The 21,328-nt window shown below is 56.7% G+C and carries 15 protein-coding genes and 2 pseudogenes; 4 read left to right on the top strand and 13 right to left on the bottom strand.

What is annotated here, in order from left to right; all coding sequences use genetic code 11:
* Positions 1-60: 60 nt before the first annotated feature.
* The 3 genes from entF to fes are packed head-to-tail and all read right to left on the bottom strand — an operon-like array spanning position 61 to position 5,334.
* Entirely contained in the window at positions 61-3,918 is a 3,858-nt protein-coding gene (gene entF, locus L383_RS22270) for an enterobactin non-ribosomal peptide synthetase EntF (protein ID WP_023332352.1), read from the bottom strand.
* Positions 3,915-4,127, bottom strand: coding sequence for an MbtH family protein (locus tag L383_RS22275; protein WP_023332351.1), 213 nt, complete (start codon positions 4,125-4,127; stop codon positions 3,915-3,917). Before L383_RS22275 ends, entF begins: the two co-directional genes overlap by 4 nt.
* Before the next feature lie 10 nt (positions 4,128-4,137).
* Positions 4,138-5,334, bottom strand: coding sequence for an enterochelin esterase (fes, locus tag L383_RS22280; protein WP_023332350.1), 1,197 nt, complete (start codon positions 5,332-5,334; stop codon positions 4,138-4,140).
* Positions 5,335-5,479: 145 nt separating this feature from the next.
* Here fes and L383_RS22285 point away from each other — a divergent pair, with 145 nt between their 5' ends.
* Together L383_RS22285 and entD are read left to right on the top strand one after the other, a co-directional pair.
* Positions 5,480-7,720: a TonB-dependent siderophore receptor gene (locus L383_RS22285; RefSeq protein ID WP_023332349.1), complete on the top strand. Its 2,241-nt coding sequence runs from the start codon at positions 5,480-5,482 to the stop codon at positions 7,718-7,720.
* 58 nt (positions 7,721-7,778) lie between these two features.
* Positions 7,779-8,453, top strand: coding sequence for an enterobactin synthase subunit EntD (gene entD / locus L383_RS22290; protein WP_023332348.1), 675 nt, complete (start codon positions 7,779-7,781; stop codon positions 8,451-8,453).
* Here entD and L383_RS22295 read toward each other — a convergent pair.
* From L383_RS22295 to L383_RS22310, 4 genes are read right to left on the bottom strand one after another with little or no spacing between them, the layout of a single operon-like run.
* Positions 8,407-9,246, bottom strand: coding sequence for a metal ABC transporter permease (locus L383_RS22295; protein ID WP_014882940.1), 840 nt, complete (start codon positions 9,244-9,246; stop codon positions 8,407-8,409). The genes entD and L383_RS22295 overlap by 47 nt on opposite strands.
* Entirely contained in the window at positions 9,243-10,100 is an 858-nt protein-coding gene (gene sitC, locus L383_RS22300; protein ID WP_023332347.1) for an iron/manganese ABC transporter permease subunit SitC, read from the bottom strand. Before sitC ends, L383_RS22295 begins: the two co-directional genes overlap by 4 nt.
* Entirely contained in the window at positions 10,097-10,903 is an 807-nt protein-coding gene (sitB, locus tag L383_RS22305) for an iron/manganese ABC transporter ATP-binding protein SitB (protein WP_023332346.1), read from the bottom strand. The genes sitC and sitB overlap by 4 nt, the downstream gene beginning before the upstream one ends.
* Before the next feature lie 2 nt (positions 10,904-10,905).
* Positions 10,906-11,817, bottom strand: coding sequence for a metal ABC transporter substrate-binding protein (locus L383_RS22310; RefSeq protein WP_023332345.1), 912 nt, complete (start codon positions 11,815-11,817; stop codon positions 10,906-10,908).
* Between the two features lie 156 nt (positions 11,818-11,973).
* Between L383_RS22310 and L383_RS25785 the strand changes: the two are divergent.
* Together L383_RS25785 and L383_RS25600 are read left to right on the top strand one after the other, a co-directional pair.
* A pseudogene (locus L383_RS25785) lies at positions 11,974-12,103 on the top strand (putative oxygenase MesX); the annotation flags it as partial.
* 18 nt (positions 12,104-12,121) lie between these two features.
* Positions 12,122-12,440, top strand: a pseudogene (locus tag L383_RS25600) (methionine synthase); the annotation flags it as partial.
* 105 nt (positions 12,441-12,545) lie between these two features.
* Here L383_RS25600 and L383_RS22315 read toward each other — a convergent pair.
* From L383_RS22315 to betT, 6 genes are all read right to left on the bottom strand, one after another.
* Positions 12,546-13,529 (bottom strand): fimbrial protein, encoded by a 984-nt coding sequence (locus L383_RS22315; protein ID WP_228484879.1) that lies wholly within the window; start codon positions 13,527-13,529, stop codon positions 12,546-12,548.
* A 73-nt stretch (positions 13,530-13,602) separates the two neighbouring features.
* Positions 13,603-15,966, bottom strand: coding sequence for a fimbria/pilus outer membrane usher protein (locus L383_RS22320; RefSeq protein WP_032628756.1), 2,364 nt, complete (start codon positions 15,964-15,966; stop codon positions 13,603-13,605).
* 172 nt (positions 15,967-16,138) lie between these two features.
* Positions 16,139-16,819: a fimbrial biogenesis chaperone gene (locus tag L383_RS22325; protein WP_032628755.1), complete on the bottom strand. Its 681-nt coding sequence runs from the start codon at positions 16,817-16,819 to the stop codon at positions 16,139-16,141.
* 57 nt (positions 16,820-16,876) lie between these two features.
* Positions 16,877-17,431 (bottom strand): fimbrial protein, encoded by a 555-nt coding sequence (locus L383_RS22330; RefSeq protein ID WP_023332341.1) that lies wholly within the window; start codon positions 17,429-17,431, stop codon positions 16,877-16,879.
* Between the two features lie 115 nt (positions 17,432-17,546).
* The gene (locus L383_RS22335) at positions 17,547-18,122 is read right to left on the bottom strand and encodes a hypothetical protein (protein ID WP_230278590.1); all 576 of its coding nucleotides are present in this window, start codon (positions 18,120-18,122) and stop codon (positions 17,547-17,549) included.
* Between the two features lie 1,066 nt (positions 18,123-19,188).
* Positions 19,189-21,222, bottom strand: coding sequence for a choline BCCT transporter BetT (gene betT / locus L383_RS22350; protein WP_023332337.1), 2,034 nt, complete (start codon positions 21,220-21,222; stop codon positions 19,189-19,191).
* Positions 21,223-21,328: the final 106 nt, after the last annotated feature.

Raw genomic sequence — 21,328 nt, 5'->3', positions numbered from 1 at the left:
AACATCAACCACGGATCCGTAGGCCGGGTAAGGTGTAGCCGCCACCCGGCGCTTTTGACGTTACCCCAATATCCCTTTCAACACCGGCCCAATCTTCTCAAACGCCTGCGGCGAAATGATATCCACGTGGGCGCAATCCTGGCTATGCACCTCAAGCTCCGCCACCCACGGTGCCCAGGCGATCTGCGGATCCATCGTGCGCGTGCGCTCGGCGACAAACAGCGTCGCTTTGCCGTCAAACCGCGCGCTGTGCGCCGTGGTGAGCAGGCGCACCGCATCGGCGTAGTTGCCCTCGATGGCGCCAAACAGCTCGCTGCTGCCCTGCCCCTGCTGCGCGGCGATAAACGCCTGCCGCTCGCGCTCAATTTCCGCCAGCGCTGCCGGGTCGAGGCCGTTGGCCTCTTTCTCCGCCCAGTTCTGGGTTTCCGGTGGCCAGGTATCCAGCAGGCCAAGGAACGCCACCGCTTCACCCTGCGCGCGCAAACGAGCGGCAATAGCCTGCGCCAGCGTGCCGCCGAGGGAATAGCCGAACAAATAATACGGCCCCTGCGGCTGCTGCTTACGCAGCGTATTCAGGTGATGATCAATCACCCCATCCAGATCCGCACACTGCTGCATCGGCCCTTCCGGTCGGGGAGATTGAATACCGGTGATAGACCAGCGCGGGCTGAGGTAGCGCGCCAGCACGCTGAACTGCCAGGCAAAACCGGACGCCGGATGGAAGCAGAACAGCGTCGGGCCATGGCTTTCACGCAGCGGCAGAACGGCTTCATACCCCAGACGCTGCGCCTGCTCGTCGTTCATTTTTAAGTCCAGCAGCGCACTGAGCTTGCTCACCGTCGAGGCGACCATAATCTGCCCCGGCGTGACCTTGCGGGCGAACGTGCTGCTGAGCTGCGCCGCCAGCCGCATCGCCAGCAGCGAGTGGCCGCCGAGGGCAAAGAAGTCGGCTTCGATATCGTTCACCTCGCAACCCAGCAGCGCGGCAAACGCCTGCGCCACGCCGATTTCGGTGTCCGTTTCCGGCGCGCGTCCGGTGGTTTTGCTGGTCAACTCCGGCAGCGGCAGCGCCTTGCGGTCGAGTTTGCCGTTCGCGCTGAGCGGCAGCGCGCTGAGTTGCAGCATCACCACCGGCACCATATGCGGCGGAAGCTGCGCCTTCAGCGATTCCAGCAGCGCATCACGATCCAGCGGTAAACCGGATTCGGAGACAACGTATCCCACCAGCTGGCGGGCATCGCCCCCCGTTGCCGCCGCCTGGTTGAACACGCAGGCATGCGCCACGGCCTGCGCCACGTCCGGCAGCGACAGCATCGCCCGGTCGATTTCGCCCAGCTCAATACGCTGGCCGCGAATTTTTAGCTGATCATCGCTGCGGCCCAGATATTCTACCGCCCCGTTATCCAGCCAGCGGGCGACGTCACCGGTGCGATACATCCGCTCGCCCGGCGCGAACGGGTCGGCGATAAAGCGGCTGGCGGTGAGATCCGGACGCCCCAGATATCCCTGCGCCAGCTGAATGCCGGTGAGATACAGATCCCCCGCCACGCCGAACGGCACCGGGCGCATCAGTGCATCCAGAATGCGCAGCCCCGTGTTCCACACCGGGAAACCAATCGGCACGCTATTGCCTTCAACGGCCGCCAGCTCAGGGCCAAACGCCGGATACCAGCTCACGTCCACTGCCGCTTCGGTCGGGCCGTAGAGGTTGTGCAGCGGCGCACGGGTGAGCTGTTCCCACTCGCGGCACAGCCCGGTCGGCAGCGCTTCGCCGCTGCAGAACACCTGCTTAAGCGTCCTGCAGCAGTCGACGTTTTCCGGCGTCAGCGAGGCGACAAACGCCGCCAGCATCGACGGCACAAAGTGGGTCGTCGTGACGCCATACCGGGCGAAGAAGCTCTGCATCGCCTGCGGGTCCCGGTGCGCGTCCGGCTCGGCCATCACCAGCTTCGCCCCGGCGATAAACGGCCACCAGAACTCCCAGACCGAGACGTCAAAGCTGCACGGCGTTTTCTGCGCCACCACGTCATTCGCTGTCAGCGGGTAGTGGTTCTGCATCCACTTCAGGCGGTTAACGATGGCGGTATGACCGACCATCACCCCTTTCGGACGCCCGGTTGAACCCGAGGTAAAAATGATGTACGCCGTCTGCTCCGGTTTCGCCACGCGCAGAGGCTGAGTACCCGCAGCAGGCAAAAGCATGTTGTAACTAAACGAAGCTATGGGCAGTTCGCTAAAGCGCGGAAGCTGCTCATCGGTGGTAATCAGCAGGGATGGCTTTGCGTCCTCCAGCATCATCCGCAGGCGGTCGTCCGGGTAACCGGTGTCCAGCGGTAACCACGCGGCGCCGGCTTCCACAATGCCGTGCAGGGCCAGCGTCAGGAATACCGAACGCGGGAGGGCCACCGCCACGCTGTCGCCCGGCTTCACGCCGCGCGCACGCAGCAGGTTTGCCAGCGCGACCACCTGCTCGCGCATTTGGCGGTAGTTCAGCTCGATGTGCGCATCCGCCAGCGCGGGGGCGTCCGGCGTCCTGCTCGCCTGTTCCGCCACCAGCTCCGCGAGCGTGGTGGAGGGTAGCGCCAGCCCGGTGTCATTGATGCGCGCAAGCTGCGCGTACTCTTGCTCTGACACGGTTTCCACTTCCCCACATCGCAGGTCCGGGTTAGCGGCAAACTGCACCAGCATCGCGTTCAGGCGCGCGACGTGGCCCTTCAGCGTTGTTTCATCGTAACGCTGTTTGCTGGCGAGAATTTCAATACTTAATCCGCCCTGCTCGTCCGGGAACAAGGCCAGCTCGAGATCGTTCACCGGTCCGGTCGCCAGCGTGTGGGTGATGGCCTCTACGCCGTCGAGTTCCAGTTGATAATCGAACACCTTAACGTTCAGCACCGGGCCAAACAGGGCTTCATCACCCGCCGCCTTACCGCTGTCGCGGAGAATTTGCTCCGCGTCGTAGCGCTGATGGCGGCGCATTTTTTTCAGCTGGCTCGCCAGACGCAGCGCCAGCCCAGGCAGGCTCTCCTGCGGATCGATATTCACCGCAAGCGGCAGGACGTTGAGCACCGGTCCAGTTGCGGTCAGCGCGACGGAGCCCATGCGGCGCATAAAGATAAACCCGGCGGCGTAGTCCAGACGCCCGGTCAGGCGGCCCAGCCACAGCGCGACCAGCGCAAGCGCCAGATCGGTACGCTGAGCCTGCCCTGCAGCCTGCGCAAGCTGGCTAAACGCGCTGCTGTCGGCGACGATTTTCAGGCGCAGGATGTCAGTTGTCGCGGCGCGCCCTGGCAGCGGCACGGAAGAAAGAGAGACCGGAGGAGGAAGCTTTCTGCGCTGCGCTGCCCAGAAGTCACCGTCGCGTGCATACGCCTCGCTTTCACGATAGCGCTGATACTCTTCCACCACCTCGGCGAAGGGTGAAAAAGGAGAAGATGGCGTGGGGTCGCCCTTTTTCCATGCGGCATAAATGGCGGTAATCTGGCGGGTAATCGCCGGAAAACTGAAGCCATCCACCACTAAGTGATGATAACGCTGATACCAGTACCAGCGTTCTTCCCCCACCTGAATCAGCAGATGAAACGCCAGCGGTTGACCGCTGTCGACGCGCAGGTTCTGGTTGAGATCGGCTTCCATCAGCGCCACGGCGGCATCATGAGAGTCCACGCGAACGATGGACGGTTCCGGCAGCATGACGGTTTCATCCACCCACTGCCACACCTCACCGTTATCTTCGGCAAAACGCATCCGCAGGGTATCGGCCTGCATCATGCCTTCAGCAATGGCTTTTGCCAGCAACGGCGCGTCGATATCGCCCTTTAGCTCAGTGTAGTGCGCCACGCTCCAGGCATTTGGCAGCGCGGACAGTTGCTCCGCCATCCAGATACCCGGCTGGGCGGCGACAAGCGGAAGACGGCTCATGCGTTTTCCCCCGCAAAACAGGACGGCTCAAGCGTCTGCCAGTGTTCCGCCAGCCACTGCTGGCACACGTCCTGAGACTGCGCTTCGCATACCACGCGCCAGCCAGCGGGCAATTCGCACTGCTGCGGCCACAGGCTGTACTGCCCCTGGTCGTTTTGCAAAATGACAAACTGTCCCTGCGGATTATCGAAAGGATTGCTGAATTCCATACAGACTCCGTTATTGAATAAGCGGCTGCCAGAGGGTCATCAGCCCCTGCGTCAGCCCACCGCGCCAGCAAAGCGCGTCGTGTCCGCCGTCAACCTGACGCCAGTAAACCTGCTGCGCGTGCAATTCGGCGTAAATCGCCTGATTCACGCGGAAGATAAGCGGTTCGTTGCGCCCGGCCTCAAGGACGATGCGCAGTCCGCGTGCGGTTTTTTCACCCGCTTTAAGCTGCCCGATGAGTAGCCCCTCCTGCTGTGCGCCGCGGTGCGGCCACCAGTAGGAACCGGACTGACTGAGCACGCAGCCAAAGCGCTGCGGCCAGTTGAGGCCCGCATAAAGGGAGGAAAGGCCGCCGAAGCTCTGACCCGCCGCCACGGTACGGTCGGCGCGGTCGCTGAAGGGGGCAATGCGTTGTATCTGTGGGAGGAGTTCTTCCTGCACCGCCAGCCAGAAATCGGGGTTGCAGGGCAGCTCGCGGCTGCGGTGTGCGGTATCAATCACATCAATTAAGACATAGACCGCCGGGGGCAGTTTGCCTTCACGCGTAAGCGCGGCCAGCGCGGGCCAGACGGGCATGCTTTCGGCCCAGAACTGGCCATCAAGCAGCACCGCCAGCGGGCGCTCGGGGTTTTCCTCCCCGGTGGTAAAAATCCAGACTCGGCGGCGGTTTTTCAGGCGTGCGCTTTCCCAATCAATGCAGACCGGCGCGTGGTGGGGCGTATCAGGACGATCCCAGCCTAGCTGAACGGGTGCGCCCGGCATTTCCAGCGCCGAAACGGCATGACCGCGACCACCGCGCCAGCTCTGCGGGTTAAGCGGGTCGGAAACCGCGTGCGGCAGCAGTTTACCCCAGCCTTCGCGCAGCGCCTTACGGTCCGGACTCTCGCCTTCAAACACCGCGTCGGCAAAATCGTTTTCATTCACGGAAGGGATAAAACAGTAGCTCCCCCGCCACACGGGGCTGAACTCTCCCTGCCACTGCCAGACGTCGGTATCCGGGATGCGTTTGAGGGACTGCGGACGGGCATTTTGATGGTGATCGGTCACGCCGGTGATATTGAGCCAGACGTGTTTAATCGGTGACGAGGTCTGCGTTCCGTTCGGATCGCGCCACCAGAACGTGACGCGAAATTTACCGTTTTCAGGTTTCAAGTCAGGCCCGCTTTTCGACTGCCACCACGCTTCACTGCCCGTTATTAACGCCGTCACCCTTATAACCTCATGTTTAACAGTCTTTTTTGTTTCAGGACAAATTTTATTGATAATATTATTGATAACTATTTGCATTTGCAATAGCGTAATGCCCGCGCTGTGGGAAGCGCGTTCATGAATAACCATAAAAGCGGGACGTACAATGAATAAGAAGATTCACTCTCTGGCCTTGCTGGTCAATTTAGGGATTTATGGTGTCGCGCTGCCCGCCATGGCAGACGACAACGCCGCCTCCGCGCAGCACGAAGACACGATGGTGATCACCGCCGCCGAGCAGAATTTGCAGGCGCCGGGCGTGTCGACCATTACCGCCGATGAGATCCGTAAAAACCCGCCCGCGCGCGACGTGTCGGAAATCATCCGCACCATGCCGGGCGTGAACCTCACCGGTAACTCCACCAGCGGCCAGCGCGGGAATAACCGTCAGATTGATATCCGCGGCATGGGCCCGGAAAACACCCTGATCCTGATCGACGGTAAACCGGTTACCAGCCGTAACTCCATCCGTCTGGGCTGGCGCGGCGAGCGTGATACCCGGGGCGATACCGGCTGGGTACCGCCGGAGATGATCGAGCGCATCGAAGTGATCCGTGGTCCGGCGGCCGCCCGCTACGGCAACGGTGCGGCAGGTGGCGTGGTCAACATCATCACCAAAAAATTCGACGACCAGTGGCACGGCTCCTGGAACACCTACCTGAATGCGCCGGAACATAAAGATGAAGGTTCCACTAAGCGCACCAACTTCAGCCTGAGCGGCCCGCTGGGCGGCGATTTCAGCTTCCGCATGTTCGGTAACCTGGACAAAACCCAGGCCGACGCGTGGGACATCAACCAGGGCCATCAGTCTGACCGTACTGGCGCCTACGCCAACACCCTGCCCGCAGGTCGTGAAGGTGTAGAGAATAAAGACATCAACGGCGTCGTGCGCTGGGACTTCGCGCCCATGCAGTCCCTGGAGTTTGAAGCAGGCTATAGCCGCCAGAACAACCTTTATGCGGGCGACACGCAGAACACCAATAACGACAACGCGCTGGTGAAGAAAAACTACGGCAAAGAGACCAACCGTATTTATCGCCAGAACTTCGCGGTGACCTGGAACGGCGGCTGGGATAACGGCATTACCACCAGCAACTGGGCGCAGTACGAACACACCCGCAACTCCCGCCTGGGCGAAGGGCTGGCTGGCGGGACGGAAGGTCTGTTTAACAGCGATAAATTCACCGACACCGATCTGGCCGACGTGATGCTGCACAGCGAAATCAATCTGCCGATTGATTTCCTCGTTAACCAGAATCTGACCCTGGGCACCGAGTGGAACCAGCAGCGCATGAAGGATTCGACCTCCTTCACGCAAACCCAGCAGGGCGGCACCATTCCGGGCATGAGCAACGACCGTAGTCCGTACACCTCGGCGGAGATTTTCTCCCTGTTTGCGGAGAACAACATGGAGCTGACCGACAGCACCATGCTGACCCCTGCCCTGCGCTTCGATCACCACACCATCGTCGGCAATAACTGGAGCCCGTCACTTAACCTGTCGCAAGGTCTGGGGGATGACTTCACGCTGAAGATGGGTATTGCGCGGGCTTACAAAGCGCCAAGCCTGTATCAGACCAACCCGAACTATCTGCTCTACAGTAAAGGCCAGGGTTGCTACGCAAGCGGCGACGGCGTCGGCTGCTACATGATGGGCAACGACGATCTGAAAGCCGAAACCAGCATCAACAAAGAGATCGGTCTGGAGTGGAAACGCGACGGCTGGCTGGCGGGCGTGACCTGGTTCCGCAACGACTACCGCGACAAGATTGAAGCGGGCTATGCGCCAATTGGCCACACCTCTTCCGGTAAGGTGCAGACGGATATTTACCAGTGGGAAAACGTCCCGAAAGCGGTGGTTGAAGGGCTGGAAGGCTCCCTGAACGTGCCGGTCAGCGACACGATCAACTGGACCAATAACATCACTTACATGCTGCAGAGTAAGAACAAGGAGACCGGCGACCGTCTGTCGATCATTCCGGAGTACACGCTAAACTCGACCCTGAGCTGGCAGGTGCATCAGGATGTGTCGCTGCAGTCAACCTTCACCTGGTACGGCAAGCAGCAGCCGAAGAAATACAACTACAAGGGAGAACCGGTGAGCGGGTCTGAGAAAGACGAAGTTAGCCCGTACAGCATCGTTGGCCTGAGCGCGACCTGGGACGTGACCAAAAACGTCAGCCTGACCGGCGGCGTGGATAACGTCTTCGACAAGCGCCAGTGGCGTGCGGGTAATGCCCAGACCACGGGGAATGCCACCACCGGCGCGTATATGTACGGTGCGGGAGCGTATACGTATAATGAGCCGGGTCGCACGTGGTATATGAGTGTGAATACGCATTTTTAAGGCACTGAAGTAAACCTTCCCTCTCCCCTCCGGGGAGAGGGTCAGGGTGAGGGAAACCATGCACACAACCCACAGCACGTTCATTCTCGCCTATCGCACCGTTCACCGCGTCACCTTCGACCCCACCACTTTTACCGACGCCGATCTCCTCTGGCTTCCCCATCACGCAGAGCTTTCAAACGCCGGACGCAAACGCAAAGCCGAGCATCTTGCCGGGCGCATCGCCGCGGCGCACGCCTTACCGGACCACACCGTACCCGGCATCGGCCCCAGCGGGGAACCGCGCTGGCCACAGGGGTTTTCCGGCAGCATCACCCACAGCGGCACGCTGGCGATGGCTGTCGTTACGCACGACCACCCTGCGCTTATCGGCATTGATTGCGAAACGATCCTCCCCGAAAACGAAGCCCGGGAAATCAAAGACGGCATTATTGATGCGCAGGAAGAGAGCGTCCTTTCCCGCTCGGGTTACCCGTTCGCCCTCGCCCTGACGCTGGTGTTTAGCGCCAAAGAGAGCCTGTTCAAAGCCCTCTTTCCGCAGGTGCAGGCCTGGATGGGATTTGACAGCGCCCGCGTCATGCAGCTCGTCGATAAGACGCTTACGCTGGCATTGACCTGCCAGCGCGCGGGCTATCCCGAAGGCACCGCCTTTACCGTTCACTGGCAACAGCACGGCGAACAGGCGATCACCCTGCTGTCACACTCTCCTGCCGACGGGCCTTCACGCTGGTGACCACAAACGTCACGATAAACACGACCGCGAACAGCACGACGATAGTCGGGGCAGGCGCGCTGTCGAGATAAAATGACGCATAGACGCCGCTTACGGACACGAGCGCGGAAACGGCTACCGCCACCAGCAGCGCCATGTGGAAGCGCCGGGTGATCAGCACCGCCACCGCGCCGGGCGCAATGAGCAACGAAATCGACAGAATAATCCCCACCGCTTTCAGCGTCGCCACGATAGTCAGCGAAACCATGCACAGTAATCCATAGTGCAGCCAGCGAGTGCGCAACCCGCTCGCCTGCGCCTGCTGATAATCAAAGCAGAACAGCAAAAAGTCCCGCCACTTCAGGCCAATCACCAGCGCAATCAGCCCCGCCACAATCCCGCTTTGCAGAATGTCCATTCCGTTAATACCCAGCATATCGCCGAACAGAATATGGTCGAGATGCACCTCGGGTTTGACGGCGATGTAGAGGATCAACCCGGCACCGAACATGCCGGAAAAGACGATCCCCATAACCGTATCCTGCTTGATGCGGCTGTTGTCTTTCAGGTATCCGGTGGCGACCGCGCAGAACAGACCGGCAACGAATGCGCCCAGCGCCAGCGGCAGCCCCATCATCCAGGCCAGCACGACGCCGGGAAACACCGCATGGCTCATGGCGTCGCCCATCAGCGCCCAGCCCTTGAGCACCAGAAAAACCGACAGCAGCGCGCAGGGCACGGCGACCAGCAGTGAAATCAGCAGCGCGTTGTTCATAAACGCAAACTGGAAGGGTTCAAGGAGCAGCGCGATCATGGGTGGACCTCCTGCGCCCGGCGCGCCCGACGGCGGCTGGCGAGCAGCCCGTGCTTCGGCGCAAAGACGAACGCCAGCAGGAACAGCAGCGTCTGGGCGACCACGATAATGCCGCCGGTCGCGCCGTCGAGATAATAGCTCGCCCACGCGCCGAGGAAGCTGGTAATGCTACCCATGGCAACGGCAATCATCAGCAGTCGCGGGAAGCGATCGGTCAGCAGCCACGCGGTCGCGCCGGGCGTGACCACCAGACAGATCACCAGAAATGCGCCGACGGTTTGCAGCGCAGCCACGGTGGAAACCGCCAGCAGGGTAAAGAAAAGGATCTTCAGACGTTCAGGACGCAGACCGATGGCGCGGGCGTGGTTCTCATCAAAAAAGGTCACCATCAAATCTTTCCATTTGAACAGCAGAACAAGCATCGACACCACGCCGATAATCGCCAGCTGGACGATGTCTTCCGGGGCAATGGCGAGGATATTCCCGAGGACGATAGTCTGAATATTCACCGAGGTCGGGTTGAGTGAGACCATAAACAGCCCCAGACCGAAAAAGGAGGAGAAGATCAGCCCGATGATGGCGTCCTCTTTCAGGCGGCTGCGCTGGTTGAGAAACAGCATGCTGCCCGCCGCCAGCCCGCCCGACAGGAACGCCCCCAGCGAAAACGGCAGCCCGAGCATGTAGGCTCCCGCCACGCCCGGTACGATGGAGTGCGAGAGCGCATCGCCAATCAGCGACCAGCCTTTTAGCATCAGATAGCACGAGAGAAACGCGCACAGCCCGCCCACCATCGCCGAAACCCACATCGCGTTCAGCATGTACTCGTAGCCGAAGGGTTCCAGAAATACGCTCATTTTACCTCCTGACGGTGCGTCACGAAGGGGCGTTCATCGTCGGTAATAATGCGATCTTCAGAGCCGCTGAGCACCACGTGGCGCAGCACGCCGCTGAAGGCGCGCTCCAGATTTTCGGCGGTAAAGGTGGTTTCCGTCGGGCCGCTTGCCAGCACGGTACCTTTGACCATGACCGTGTAATCGCAAAACCCGGAGACGGAGCCTAAATTGTGGGTCGATACCAGCATGGTTTTGCCCTCATCGCGCAGTTCCCGCAGCAGGGTGATAATTCTGGCTTCAGTTTTAACGTCCACGCCGGTAAACGGCTCGTCGAGCAGGATCACCTCGCCCTGCTGGGCAATCGCCCGCGCCAGAAACACGCGTTTCTTTTGCCCGCCGGAGAGCTCACCAATCTGCCGATGGCGCAGCTCAAGCATATCCACCCGTTTCAGAGCGTCGGTGACGATCTGCCGATCCAGCGCTTTTGGCCGACGCAAAAAACCCATATGTCCGTAGCGGCCCATCATCACCACGTCTTCCACCAGCACCGGGAACGACCAGTCAACCTCTTCCGACTGCGGCACGTAGGCGACCAGGTTCTGACGGAGCGCCCGGTGAGACGGTAATCCCAGAATAGTGATCGTGCCGCTTGCCGCCCGTACAAAGCCCATCACCGCCTTAAACAGCGTAGATTTGCCGGAACCGTTCACGCCGACCAGTGCGGCAATCGAACCGCCCGGCACGCTGAACGAGGCATCACGCAATGCGGTATGACCGTTACGGTAGGTCACGGTCAAATCGGTTACGACAATCCCCTTCTGCATGGTTACTCCTTCATGCCGTCACGGATGCCCTGCACCAGCGTGCGGGTCGTGACGTTCAACAGATCGATATAGGTCGGCACCGGGCCGTTTTCTGCGCTCAGGGAGTCGACATACAGCACGCCGCCGTAATGGGTATCGGTTTCCCGTGCCACCTGGCGCGCGGGTTTATCGGAGACGGTACTTTCGCTGAACACCGCCGGAATGCGATGTTTTTTCACCAGATCGATAACCTTGCGCACCTGCTGAGGCGTGCCCTGCTGATCGGCGTTGATCGGCCACAGGTAAAGCTCTTTCAGGCCCAGATCCCGCGCCAGATAGGAGAACGCCCCTTCACTGGTGACCATCCAGCGTTTATCTTCCGGGATCTCCGCAACCTGCTTACGCAGCGGTTCGAGGGTGGCGGTGATCTTCTGCTTATAGGCTTCAGCGTTGCGCTGATAGGTCTGCGCATTCGCCGGGTCGTACTTCACCAGCGCGTCACGAATGTTATCGACGTAAATCAGGGCGTTATCCGGAGACATCCACGCGTGCGGGTTGGGTTTGCCGTTATACGGCCCTTCCCCGATCCCCATCGGCGTAATGCCTTTGGTGACAATCACTTCCGGCACGCCGTTCAGATGCTGATAAAACCGCTGGAACCACAGCTCAAGGTTCATGCCGTTGGCCAGGATCAGCTGCGCCTTCTGGGCGCGCTTGATGTCGCCGGGCGTCGGCTGATACTCATGGATTTCAGCGCCCGGTTTGGTGATGGAAGTGACTTCTGCGGCGTCCCCCGCCACGTTTTTCGCCATATCCGCTATGACGGTAAACGTGGTGATGACCTGGAATTTTTCAGCCGCCTGTGCGCCCGCGGTGGCCGCGGTCAGTAGCAGCGAGCTGAACAACAGACGCTTCAATCCTTGCAGTAGGTGCATCGCAGAACTCTCCTGAAGTGGTTAAAAATATACCGAAATTAGCCTTAGCTATATTGTATAGCACAGGCTATAATCAAATGAAAATAGTTATCATTATTGATTTTGGCGCGACGGGTGACGCTGCGCGAAACTGGTGCCGCCGCCCCGCCCTTTACGATGACAAAACCTTTTGTCTTCACCTTAAAAAGCATTCGTTTCGATGATACTATAACCCCTTCAAAAAACGCGTATTACCACCAACTTTGCGAATTTAGCGCGCGGAGAAAGCCGTCAGCAAAACCTGCGTTAGGCGCTGAATACCAGCAGGACGCGCCAGCACTTCGACACCCCCTTTATTGAACACCTGAACGGCGTGGATTTTGAGAAGCGCGAAGTGGTGAAAATCCGCAATCGCTATGACGCGAGCGTGCCGGCGGTGGTAGGTGCGCTGTCGCGCCTGAAGCTGGTCTTCGTTGAAGATGCGAAAGGCTGGCCTGGGAGTTTGCCCGCATCCTTAACCAGGAGGCGAAAGAGCTTGAGGCGGCGGGCGTGGACATTATCCAGTTCGACGAACCGCGTTTAACGTCTTCTTTGACGAGGTGAGCGACTGGAACGCGCGGCAAGCTGGCCACGCTGAGCGCGGGGGCAGAAATTGTGCGCAGGGAGCTGCTGGGGAAATAAGCACAACGTTCAGACAGGGGTAAAGGGGGCCAGATGGCCCCCTTTCGCTTATCGCCGCGAATAATGTGCTAGCGGTAGGTCAGGGTGAAGGACGCCGTGGCGCTCACCGAGCCTGACCGCGCATTCGCTGAAGTCATGTAATACGCGGCCTTGAAGGGAATATTCACCACCTCCCCCGGCGAGGTGGTCGTGCCGTATTTAATTAACTTGCCGAACTGTACCGGCGCATCATTATATTTCAACTGAATGCCCAGGCCTTTTGCCGTCGAGCTACTGTTTAACCCCAGGACGCCGTTGGCAGCATCGGCAAGCGGGCTGACGTTATCCAGCGTTACATTCACCGCGGTCTGTTCACCACAAATAAGCGGGATGGAAAACGTTACCGGATTCTGGGTGCTGCCCACGCCGTTAAACTTCGGCAACAGCGCAATCCCCATATTGATATTCAAATTTTTATCCTGAATCTGACAGGATGCAGTGCTGATGTTCATCGGCGAAAAGATATATTTATAAAGCGGCAGGCGTTTAATATTATTACTGACCGGCGTGCTGTATTCCATATTTAGCGTCAGCGCCGGTATTGAGCCCGTCGCGGGGGTAGTGCTGGTTTTAATCAGCTCGAAGGTATCCGTGAACGTTGATACGCCATTCTGGAGGATCCCTCGCCTCCAGCTCGCATTATTGAGATTCATCCGGGTGACAAACTCGCTGCTTTGCGTGGTGCTGGAAAAGTTCTTCCAGCGGATGCCGATGCCCGGAACCTCCGTCGCCCGCACGTTGGCCAGCGGCGAGGCGCCATAATCCGCATTCGTCCCCGAGAGCTGAATAAACCACGAGCCATCATATCCAATTTGCTGGCCCTCAGGATCGCACGTCATGGGGTTAACGGTGGTTATCGTCGCTAAAACCGTTCCAACGGGCGCATCCCGCTGAACGACAATATTCCGATCTACGTTCACCGCGACGTCGTTTGCAGAACACAGCGCAAAAGCATTCAGAGATATAGCGCTTCCCACTGCAGCCGTCGCGATTTTCATTACGGTAGACATCATATGTTCCTTCATTTAGGTGAGGCTTAGGCCTTCTCTCGCCAAAGTCATCATGCGCATCGAGGCCATGAGAAATTTAACGGCATGCCGCGGTGGTACGCTGAATTTTCCCCGGTAAGGCGTTCAAGGTTATTTTGGCGCGGCAGGTTTTCGCCCCCCACCTTACAGTGATAGTGTCCCCATCATTCAGGCCGCTCATATAAACCTCGCCATCGCTTCCCACAATGCTCATCGTGTCGCTTTCGTTAAGCTTTACCATTGCGCCAAAGGGCACCGGTGAGTTTTGATACAGGAGCGTTATCAAGGCCCTGTACCCCGTTCGCGCGTTGAATGTGGCGCGCACCACGGCACCGCGCGTCGGCACAACGTTGACCACGGATTCGGCCACATCCACGTCCGGTCCCAGCGAGCCGGTGTCTATCGCAATCCGGTTTTCCTGGTAGGCGCTGGCATAGGGCACCACCGCGTAGCCGCGCCAGTCCGTTCTAACGCCGGGGTTGTTGCGTACCCTTACGCCGGGCGCGCCCTGCGCCTCCAGCAGCACAACGGTATCTCCCAGCGGCTGCGAGAAGGTCACGCCGTGTTCATGACCCACGATCCCCCCCTGCAGGCCGAAGTTCAGCTGGCTATTCTGTCGGCTATGGTTGTAACCCGCGCTCACGGTGCCGTAGCCGCCCTTATAGGTTCCACTCACGGCGCTTCTCGACTCCCCGCCCGACGAGGTATAGCCCTGCTGGACCAGATAGCTCAGGTTGTTATCGGCAAGCGCGGTGCCGCTCAGCCCCACCTGATGCGTTTCAGGACCGTTCTTTTGCATATTCACGCTGTAGCTGGCCCAGCTTTGCGGTAGCCATTTGCTCAGCGGCACCTGCAGGCTAAAGGCCAGAATCTGGTCCTTACGGTTTTTGCCCGGCGTTTCACTGTAGGTGTAGCCGAGCGAGTAGTTGATGTCGCTGATACTGGTGTTAAAGCCGGTGCTGACGTTGCGCTCATAGCCTCGCTTGCTCCAGTAGTCCTGCTGATAGGCCGAAATATAAAAGTTTCCCCAGCTCTGCAGCGACTGGCTGAGGTTGAGCTGCAGTCGGCTTCGCTTGTTGTAGCGCTGGCTGCTAAATTCATTCACTTCCTGGAAGGTATAAAACCCTTCCGTAGAGTAGCGATAGCTGGCGAGCGTCACGGTGGTAGCGGTCGTGGCCACCGTTTTCGAATACTGCACGCGATAGGACTGCCCGCGGCTGCGGCGTTTTTTCTCATCATCAAGCTGGCTGTCGGCAACAGTAACGTCAGCCGACAGCGAGCCAATGTCGCCAAAGCTGAGACCCGTACCGAGCACGCCAGACGCATAGTTGCTCGCCCCCAAAACGCCACCGTACAGCGTGAGATGATTGGAGAGGCCATAGGCCAGCGTGCCCAGCCCAAATGAGGGGGTTTCCGCGCCATGCTTCGTTGTTCGATACTCCCCTGCGCTCAGCGCATACTTCACGCGGCCTTCCCGCAGCATGACGGGAACCGCAGAGAATGGCTGCACGAAATGCTGGACGCTGCCGTCGGCTTCGGTGACGACAATGTCCAGATCGCCGCTCGCCGAGGTAGGATAGAGATCGCGAATTTCAAAGCTGCCGGGCGCCACGTAGGTTTGATAAACCGTGTAGCCGTTTTGCTTCACGGTGACCGTGGCGTTGGTGCGGGCGATCCCTCGAATGACAGGAGCGAAGCCGCGCATGCTCTCCGGCAGCATGGTGTCATCAGAAAAAATCTGCGCACCGCGAAACATCACGCTGTCAAACACGTCGCCCGGGGTACTGGTTTCCCCCACCTGGAACTGCCCCCTCAAAAACTGGACGTCGCGGCTCAGGGTCGTATTCAGCGACGAAAACGACTGTTTCCCGTTGTTCTTGGTCACGGTGCTGTAGTTGCGCAGGCGCCACGGCCCCGCGTTAATACCGCTTTGCAGGTTGGTATAAAGCTGATCCTGCGTCTCACCGTCCCGGCTCCAGTTGCGCGACCCGTTGATGCTATAATTGACCAGCAGCGCAGAAATGCCCTGGTTCCAGAGCGACGGATCAACGGTGCCGCGCGCGCGCGCGTTGAGCGCCGATTGCGGGATAGAGATGTCCAGCCTCTGCCTGTCAAAATCCAGCCGGGCGGTAGCGTCCGGTATGAATGCGCCGGGGTCGGTAATAATCGTCTCGACCGGAAGCATGGCTAATTCAGGAAATGCTTTAACCCTGACGCCGAGCGACTCAAGCTCTCTGCGGTTAAGTTCCGGCGCCAGCCCGATGCCGTTTACAGGAACAAAAGAGATATTTTCCGTTCGGATATAATTTTCATTAAGCCAAATTTCTACCCTGTAGGTGCCGGGTAACTGCTCTCCGCGCTCGAAGCGGCCCAGATCGATGCCCTGGGAAGTCGAGTGTATTTTTTCAAGCGCATCAGCCATAAAATAGAGTACGCCCGCGCCCGCGGGAAAAACGCCCGAAATAAAAAGCGCTATCGTCGAGAGTCGACTTACGCGGTGAGGCCACGAGCCAGAGAAAAAACCATATCGGGAATAAGAAACAATATTCACTTTGCTTACCTGCGCGAGTGACATAGCGTGTTGTTAATATTTTTTATTTCAGCATCTGGCGCTTTTCTGTCGTTACGCCACCAAAATCATTTATGGCTTTCCACGCCACCTGCTTTCCACTGCCGGCGACCGTTACGGAACTCAAGGGGGAAATCATTGGCGGCGGCGCAATCGTTTTATTGCCAACCGTTAATGAATAAAGAGAAACGTAGAACGGCGTCGGATTATTAATCACCAGGCGTTCGCCGCGCGGTTCAAACGTCAATCGCGTCCATGCCTCACCCGCATTTTCCGACGCCAGAGCCGCAGGCCGGTAGAAAAGCTTCATGCGCGTCTTAACGGCAATAAGCAGCCTGTTCTCATCTGACCGGGTCATTGAGGGAATTGATTTTACGTTAAGCCAAAATACAGACTCTCGGTTTTCAGGCAGCGACGTCTCGCCGGTATAAATGACCCGCAGCGTATTTTCATGACCACCGTCGAGGCGGAACAGCGGTGGCGTGACGATAAAAGGAACCTGCTCCTTCGAGTTTTCGCTTAATTCAATCCATGACTGAATTAAATAGGGGACAGCATCCTTACTGTTACTCACAGGGAGTGAGGCTTCGTTTTCAGCTCCATTATAAATTAAGCGCGTTCCGCCAACGGTTATGCTGGCCTGGCCCGGCAGGGAGAGTAGGCAAGTGCCTAATAATACAATCGTTCGAATAAGTTGACTCATCATACTTCCCCGATATTCCAGCAGGAAAAAATGGGGCGTACCCTGGGTACGCCCGGCTTATTACTGATAGGTAATGGTAAAATCTGACGTTGCGTTTGCCGTACCCGCAACTACGGCAGCCTGCGTTGCCTTATATTTCGCCACGAAGTTCATTTTGTTGCTGTTAGCAGGATCTTCGCCTGTGCTGGTGTCAAGCGTGATGCTCTTAGACTGGGTCGCCAGCGGGATTGCGGTGATGCCATCTTCTTCATAGAACGCCACACCGACGCCTTTAGCCGTTTGACCGCTGTTCAGCGCAAGAATATTGGTGTCGCTGCTGTCCGCCGTGCCGTCAAACTTAACGGAGGCAGAGGTGACGGCCGCAGGGCAGTTATTCAACACAATGCTAAAGCGGGTTGCGGCAGCAACGGCCCCGGCCGCGTTGAACGAGCTCTTTGGAATTTTACCAAGGTTAACGGTCTGGTTCGCCGTATTGGTATCAATCGTACAGGCAGAATCCAGAATGGTGCCTGTAAAGTTGATCTGTCCATCGGCTGCACTGGCGGCAAAGGTTATTCCAGAAACGGCTGCTGCCATAACCATATTTCGAATGACACTGTTTAACTTCATTTGCATAGCTATATATCCTTAGGATTGAAGGTATCTGCGCAACGTTCACTGTTGCGCAGGAAGAGCGGAACTGGACCGCTAAATTTATGTTCGTTTAAGCCAATAAATAGACGTTATATCGTTATGAGCATCTCAGGCTTTGCGATGATAAAAGTAAAATAAGTTGTTTCATCTCCAGACCATTGCCTAACGCCAGTCGACTTCTAACATAGTAATTTTTGTTAATTTCGTATTTATTTTTAATTCGGCACTGGCTCGTCGATTTATCATAAATTTTCAGGAGAAAGTTCAAATGGTCGTCCGACAGTCGCGTCGACAGCCTCTGATACAGCACGTCTTTTAATACGCAGGGGTTTTCATTCGCCCGATGTTTAGAGGCGCGCTCGCACAGCTGCTTGAGATCCTTAAGCGTAGTAACAAGGCGGAAGAATTTTAAAAAGCCGTTCTCCGCATTGTTCTCTGGCGCAATAAAATAGGTAAGGCGCATTAATCCCCTCGCCGCAAGGCGATAATAGAGCCATCGGATATTCTCGCTACTTTCTCCTATTGTATCGATGAGAATGTAAGATTTATCCAGAATGGTCGCGCTTACTAAGAACTCCAGCCTATTGTCAAAATAAAATATTTCTCTATTGGCGGAGTTCAATGTTTTAATTGCCTGCCTCATGGCAAAGTTTCTTGAAAAAACTAATAGCACCGTCAAAACTCATTCCTTATGAAATTTATCATCGTCAATGTGAAGAAGGTTTTACAACATATATCCGTTCTAACGAACCGCAGTCGATTTTGTACGCTTTCCCATAGATTCTGGTAAAAGGATATCGTTCAAAGCCCACGGTATTAAATGCGTTCTGGATTTTCTTCATCATGGACAACAAATAGGATTTCGAGCACCGTAGTCCATAATCATCAAACACGTGTATGATGATGTCATTATCGTAGACAATTTCGTTATCCATCCCCGCCAGGAGATACTCGAACAGTCTTGCTTTCGTCATGCCGAATCTTTTAATACGTCCATTCTTGATATTGATAAGCGTTCTGGTTGAAAGCCGGTACTCAAGATGATGAAAAATCGTGTATCCATACAGAAGCTCGTCAGAGACAAAAGGCACAAAGACTCCTTAGAAGTTTATCATTCTCATTTCCATGTCGGCGTCTTCTCCATTCGAAAGGTTTTCGGTGTTCATCTGATGCACTGAAATGTTATTAAAATGAAGAAAATGTGACAATGAGACTAATTTATCAAAGCAAAACACTGTAAAAAATATTAAATGCGATATAAAAAACCACTTAATTTGATTTTTTAAGTTTAAAAACACAAATGTTTCATTTATGTTTTTCATTGCCGCACACAGAAACAAAAATTTCACATCAATATATTTATCTAAAATTAACGAACAATTAGCAATAAAACCCACAAAAAATAAACATTTATTTATAATCAATAAGTTACAAGGATATCCCACCCCTGTTAAACCTAGTCTTAATAGGGTTAAATTAGGATTTTTCGTGACATCTTTTACGATTTCCCCAAGTGAAAACTGACAAACACTGAACATTCTTTACATTAAAAACAGTCCAGGCAGTTCCAAAACTCGCATTTAAATAAATAAAATCAATAACTTGAGTTATTAACCGTTCCCAGATCAATTTTCTCGTCGCAAATTAACAATAATGGTCGCGGCTTCATGCAGGCAAAAAAAAGGGCAAGGTTTGCTAACAACCTTGCCCGTAGATCATCGGAAGACGTTTGAAGGAAATCAGGTATCCGGGAACATCACGCTATTCCCCGGCGCTTCCCTGTGCAGATGGATAAAGTTCAGGTGGCGTTCGTACTGGTCCAGAATGTCCGTAATCACCTGCTCCTTGCTGTAGTCCATCAGGTCGTTCCCCTGGCTACCTTCCAGCAGGAAGGTTTCCAGCCGATAGTAGGTCGATTTCCCGCTGCGCGCCCGGTAGGTAAACCCGGGCACGGAATACTGCTGCGGCCAGATCTGGTAGACGAAGTTTTGCTCGTCGCCCATGTGCACCAGCAGATCCAGATGCCCCAGGTTTTCGCCTTCATCCGGCGGCAGATTTTTCAGCTCCACGTAGGCACCCCGCAGGCGCAACTCCTGTGCGACTTCCTCCATCGCCGGGAAGCAGACCGTCTCCATCATCTGTTTGGTGTAGCGCGTGCCCGGGTAGTTCATCAGGCGCGACAGACGTTTCTTCCAGCTCAGCCTGTCCTGCGCGCCCATTGGACGCGGCGCGGTATCACGGCTGGCGCTGACGCGGCGATAGTCTTCCACTTTGAGCGATTTATACAGCCCGGCCATCACGAAGAAGATGACGAAGCTAAACGGCAGGCCCATGATCACCGTCGTGTTCTGCAGCGCCGAAATACCGTTGGTCATCAGCATGCCGAGCGTCAGAAGACCGATGGCGACCGACCAGAAGATGCGCAGCCAGTTCGGCGCGTCGCTGTTGATGTCCTTCAGCTTCGAGGTGAAGTTCCCCAGCACCAGCGCGCCGGAATCCGCCGAGGTGACGTAGAACAGCAGCCCGGTGATGGTCGCCACGGAGGCGCTAAAGGTGAACGCCGGGTACTGCGCCAGCAGGCTGTAGAAGCCGCGCTCCGGGTGCGCCATCGCTTCCTGAGCAAAACCGGCATTGCCGTGGATGATCTCGTGCAGCGCGCTATTGCCGAAAATCGACAGCCACAGCAGGGTAAAGGTGAACGGGATAATCAGCGTGCCCATCACGAACTGGCGAATGGTGCGCCCGCGCGAAATTCGCGCCAGGAACAGGCCGACAAACGGCGACCACGCAACCCACCACGCCCAGAAGAACAGCGTCCAGTTATTCATCCACTCTACCGGACGGTCGAAGGCGAAGCTATTGAGCGTCATCCCCATAAAGCGGTTCACGTAGTCGCCCACGTTGAGCACCAGCGCGTTGAGCAGGAACGAGGTGTCCCCCATAAACAGCACGAACAGGATCAGGCCCAGCGCCAGCGCGACGTTCAGCTCGGAGAGCACGCGGATGCCCTTGTCCACGCCGGAGGTCACCGAGATGGTGGCGATAATCACGGAGAGCGCAATCAGCGCCGCTTTCGCCGCCATTGAATCCGGAATATCAAACAGCACGCTTAGCCCGTAGTTGAGCTGCACCACGCCGATACCGAGCGTGGTCGCGATGCCGAAGATGGTGCCAATCACCGCTGCGATATCAACGGTGTGACCAATCGGCCCGTTAATTTTTTTGCCAAAAATCGGGTACAGCGCAGAGCGGATAGTGAGGGGCAAATTATAACGATAGCTAAAGTATCCGAGCGCCATCCCCATCAGGGCATACATCGACCAGCCTGTCAGGCCGTAGTGGAACAGCGTCCAGACCATCGCCTGGCGCGCGGCTTCCATCGTCTGCCCTGCCCCTTCCGGCGGCTGCATATACTGCGTGACCGGTTCAGCTACGGAGAAGAACATCAGGTCGATGCCGATACCCGCAGCAAACAGCATTGCGGCCCAGCTCAGCAGGCTGAACTCGGGCTTGGACTGCTCTGGCCCAAGCTTCACCGAACCGAAGCGCGAGCAGGCGATGCAAACCACGAAGACAATATAGAGCGTCGCCGCCAGAAGATAGTACCAGCCAAAGGTCTTCGACACCCAGTTCAGCGTGTGCCCAATCCACTCGGCGGAAAAATCACGAAAGAAGATCGTCGTCAGGGAAAACAACAAAATCAGCCCGGCGGAAGTATAAAAAACGACCGGGTTGATTTTGTCTTTTTCTCTGTCTTGTGAAAGGTCTGTCATCCAGTATCCCCACTGTTTTTGTAACTATTAAAATCCAAATCCGCAACAATTAAGACACATTTTATATTGAACGTCCAATCAAAAAACGCTTTAATGTATTACCAAC

Source organism: Enterobacter sp. MGH 37, assembly GCF_000534515.1.
GTDB lineage: Bacteria > Pseudomonadota > Gammaproteobacteria > Enterobacterales > Enterobacteriaceae > Enterobacter > Enterobacter kobei.
Note: the sequence above shows the minus strand (reverse complement) of the source record. Positions and strands in the feature narration are given on the sequence as shown.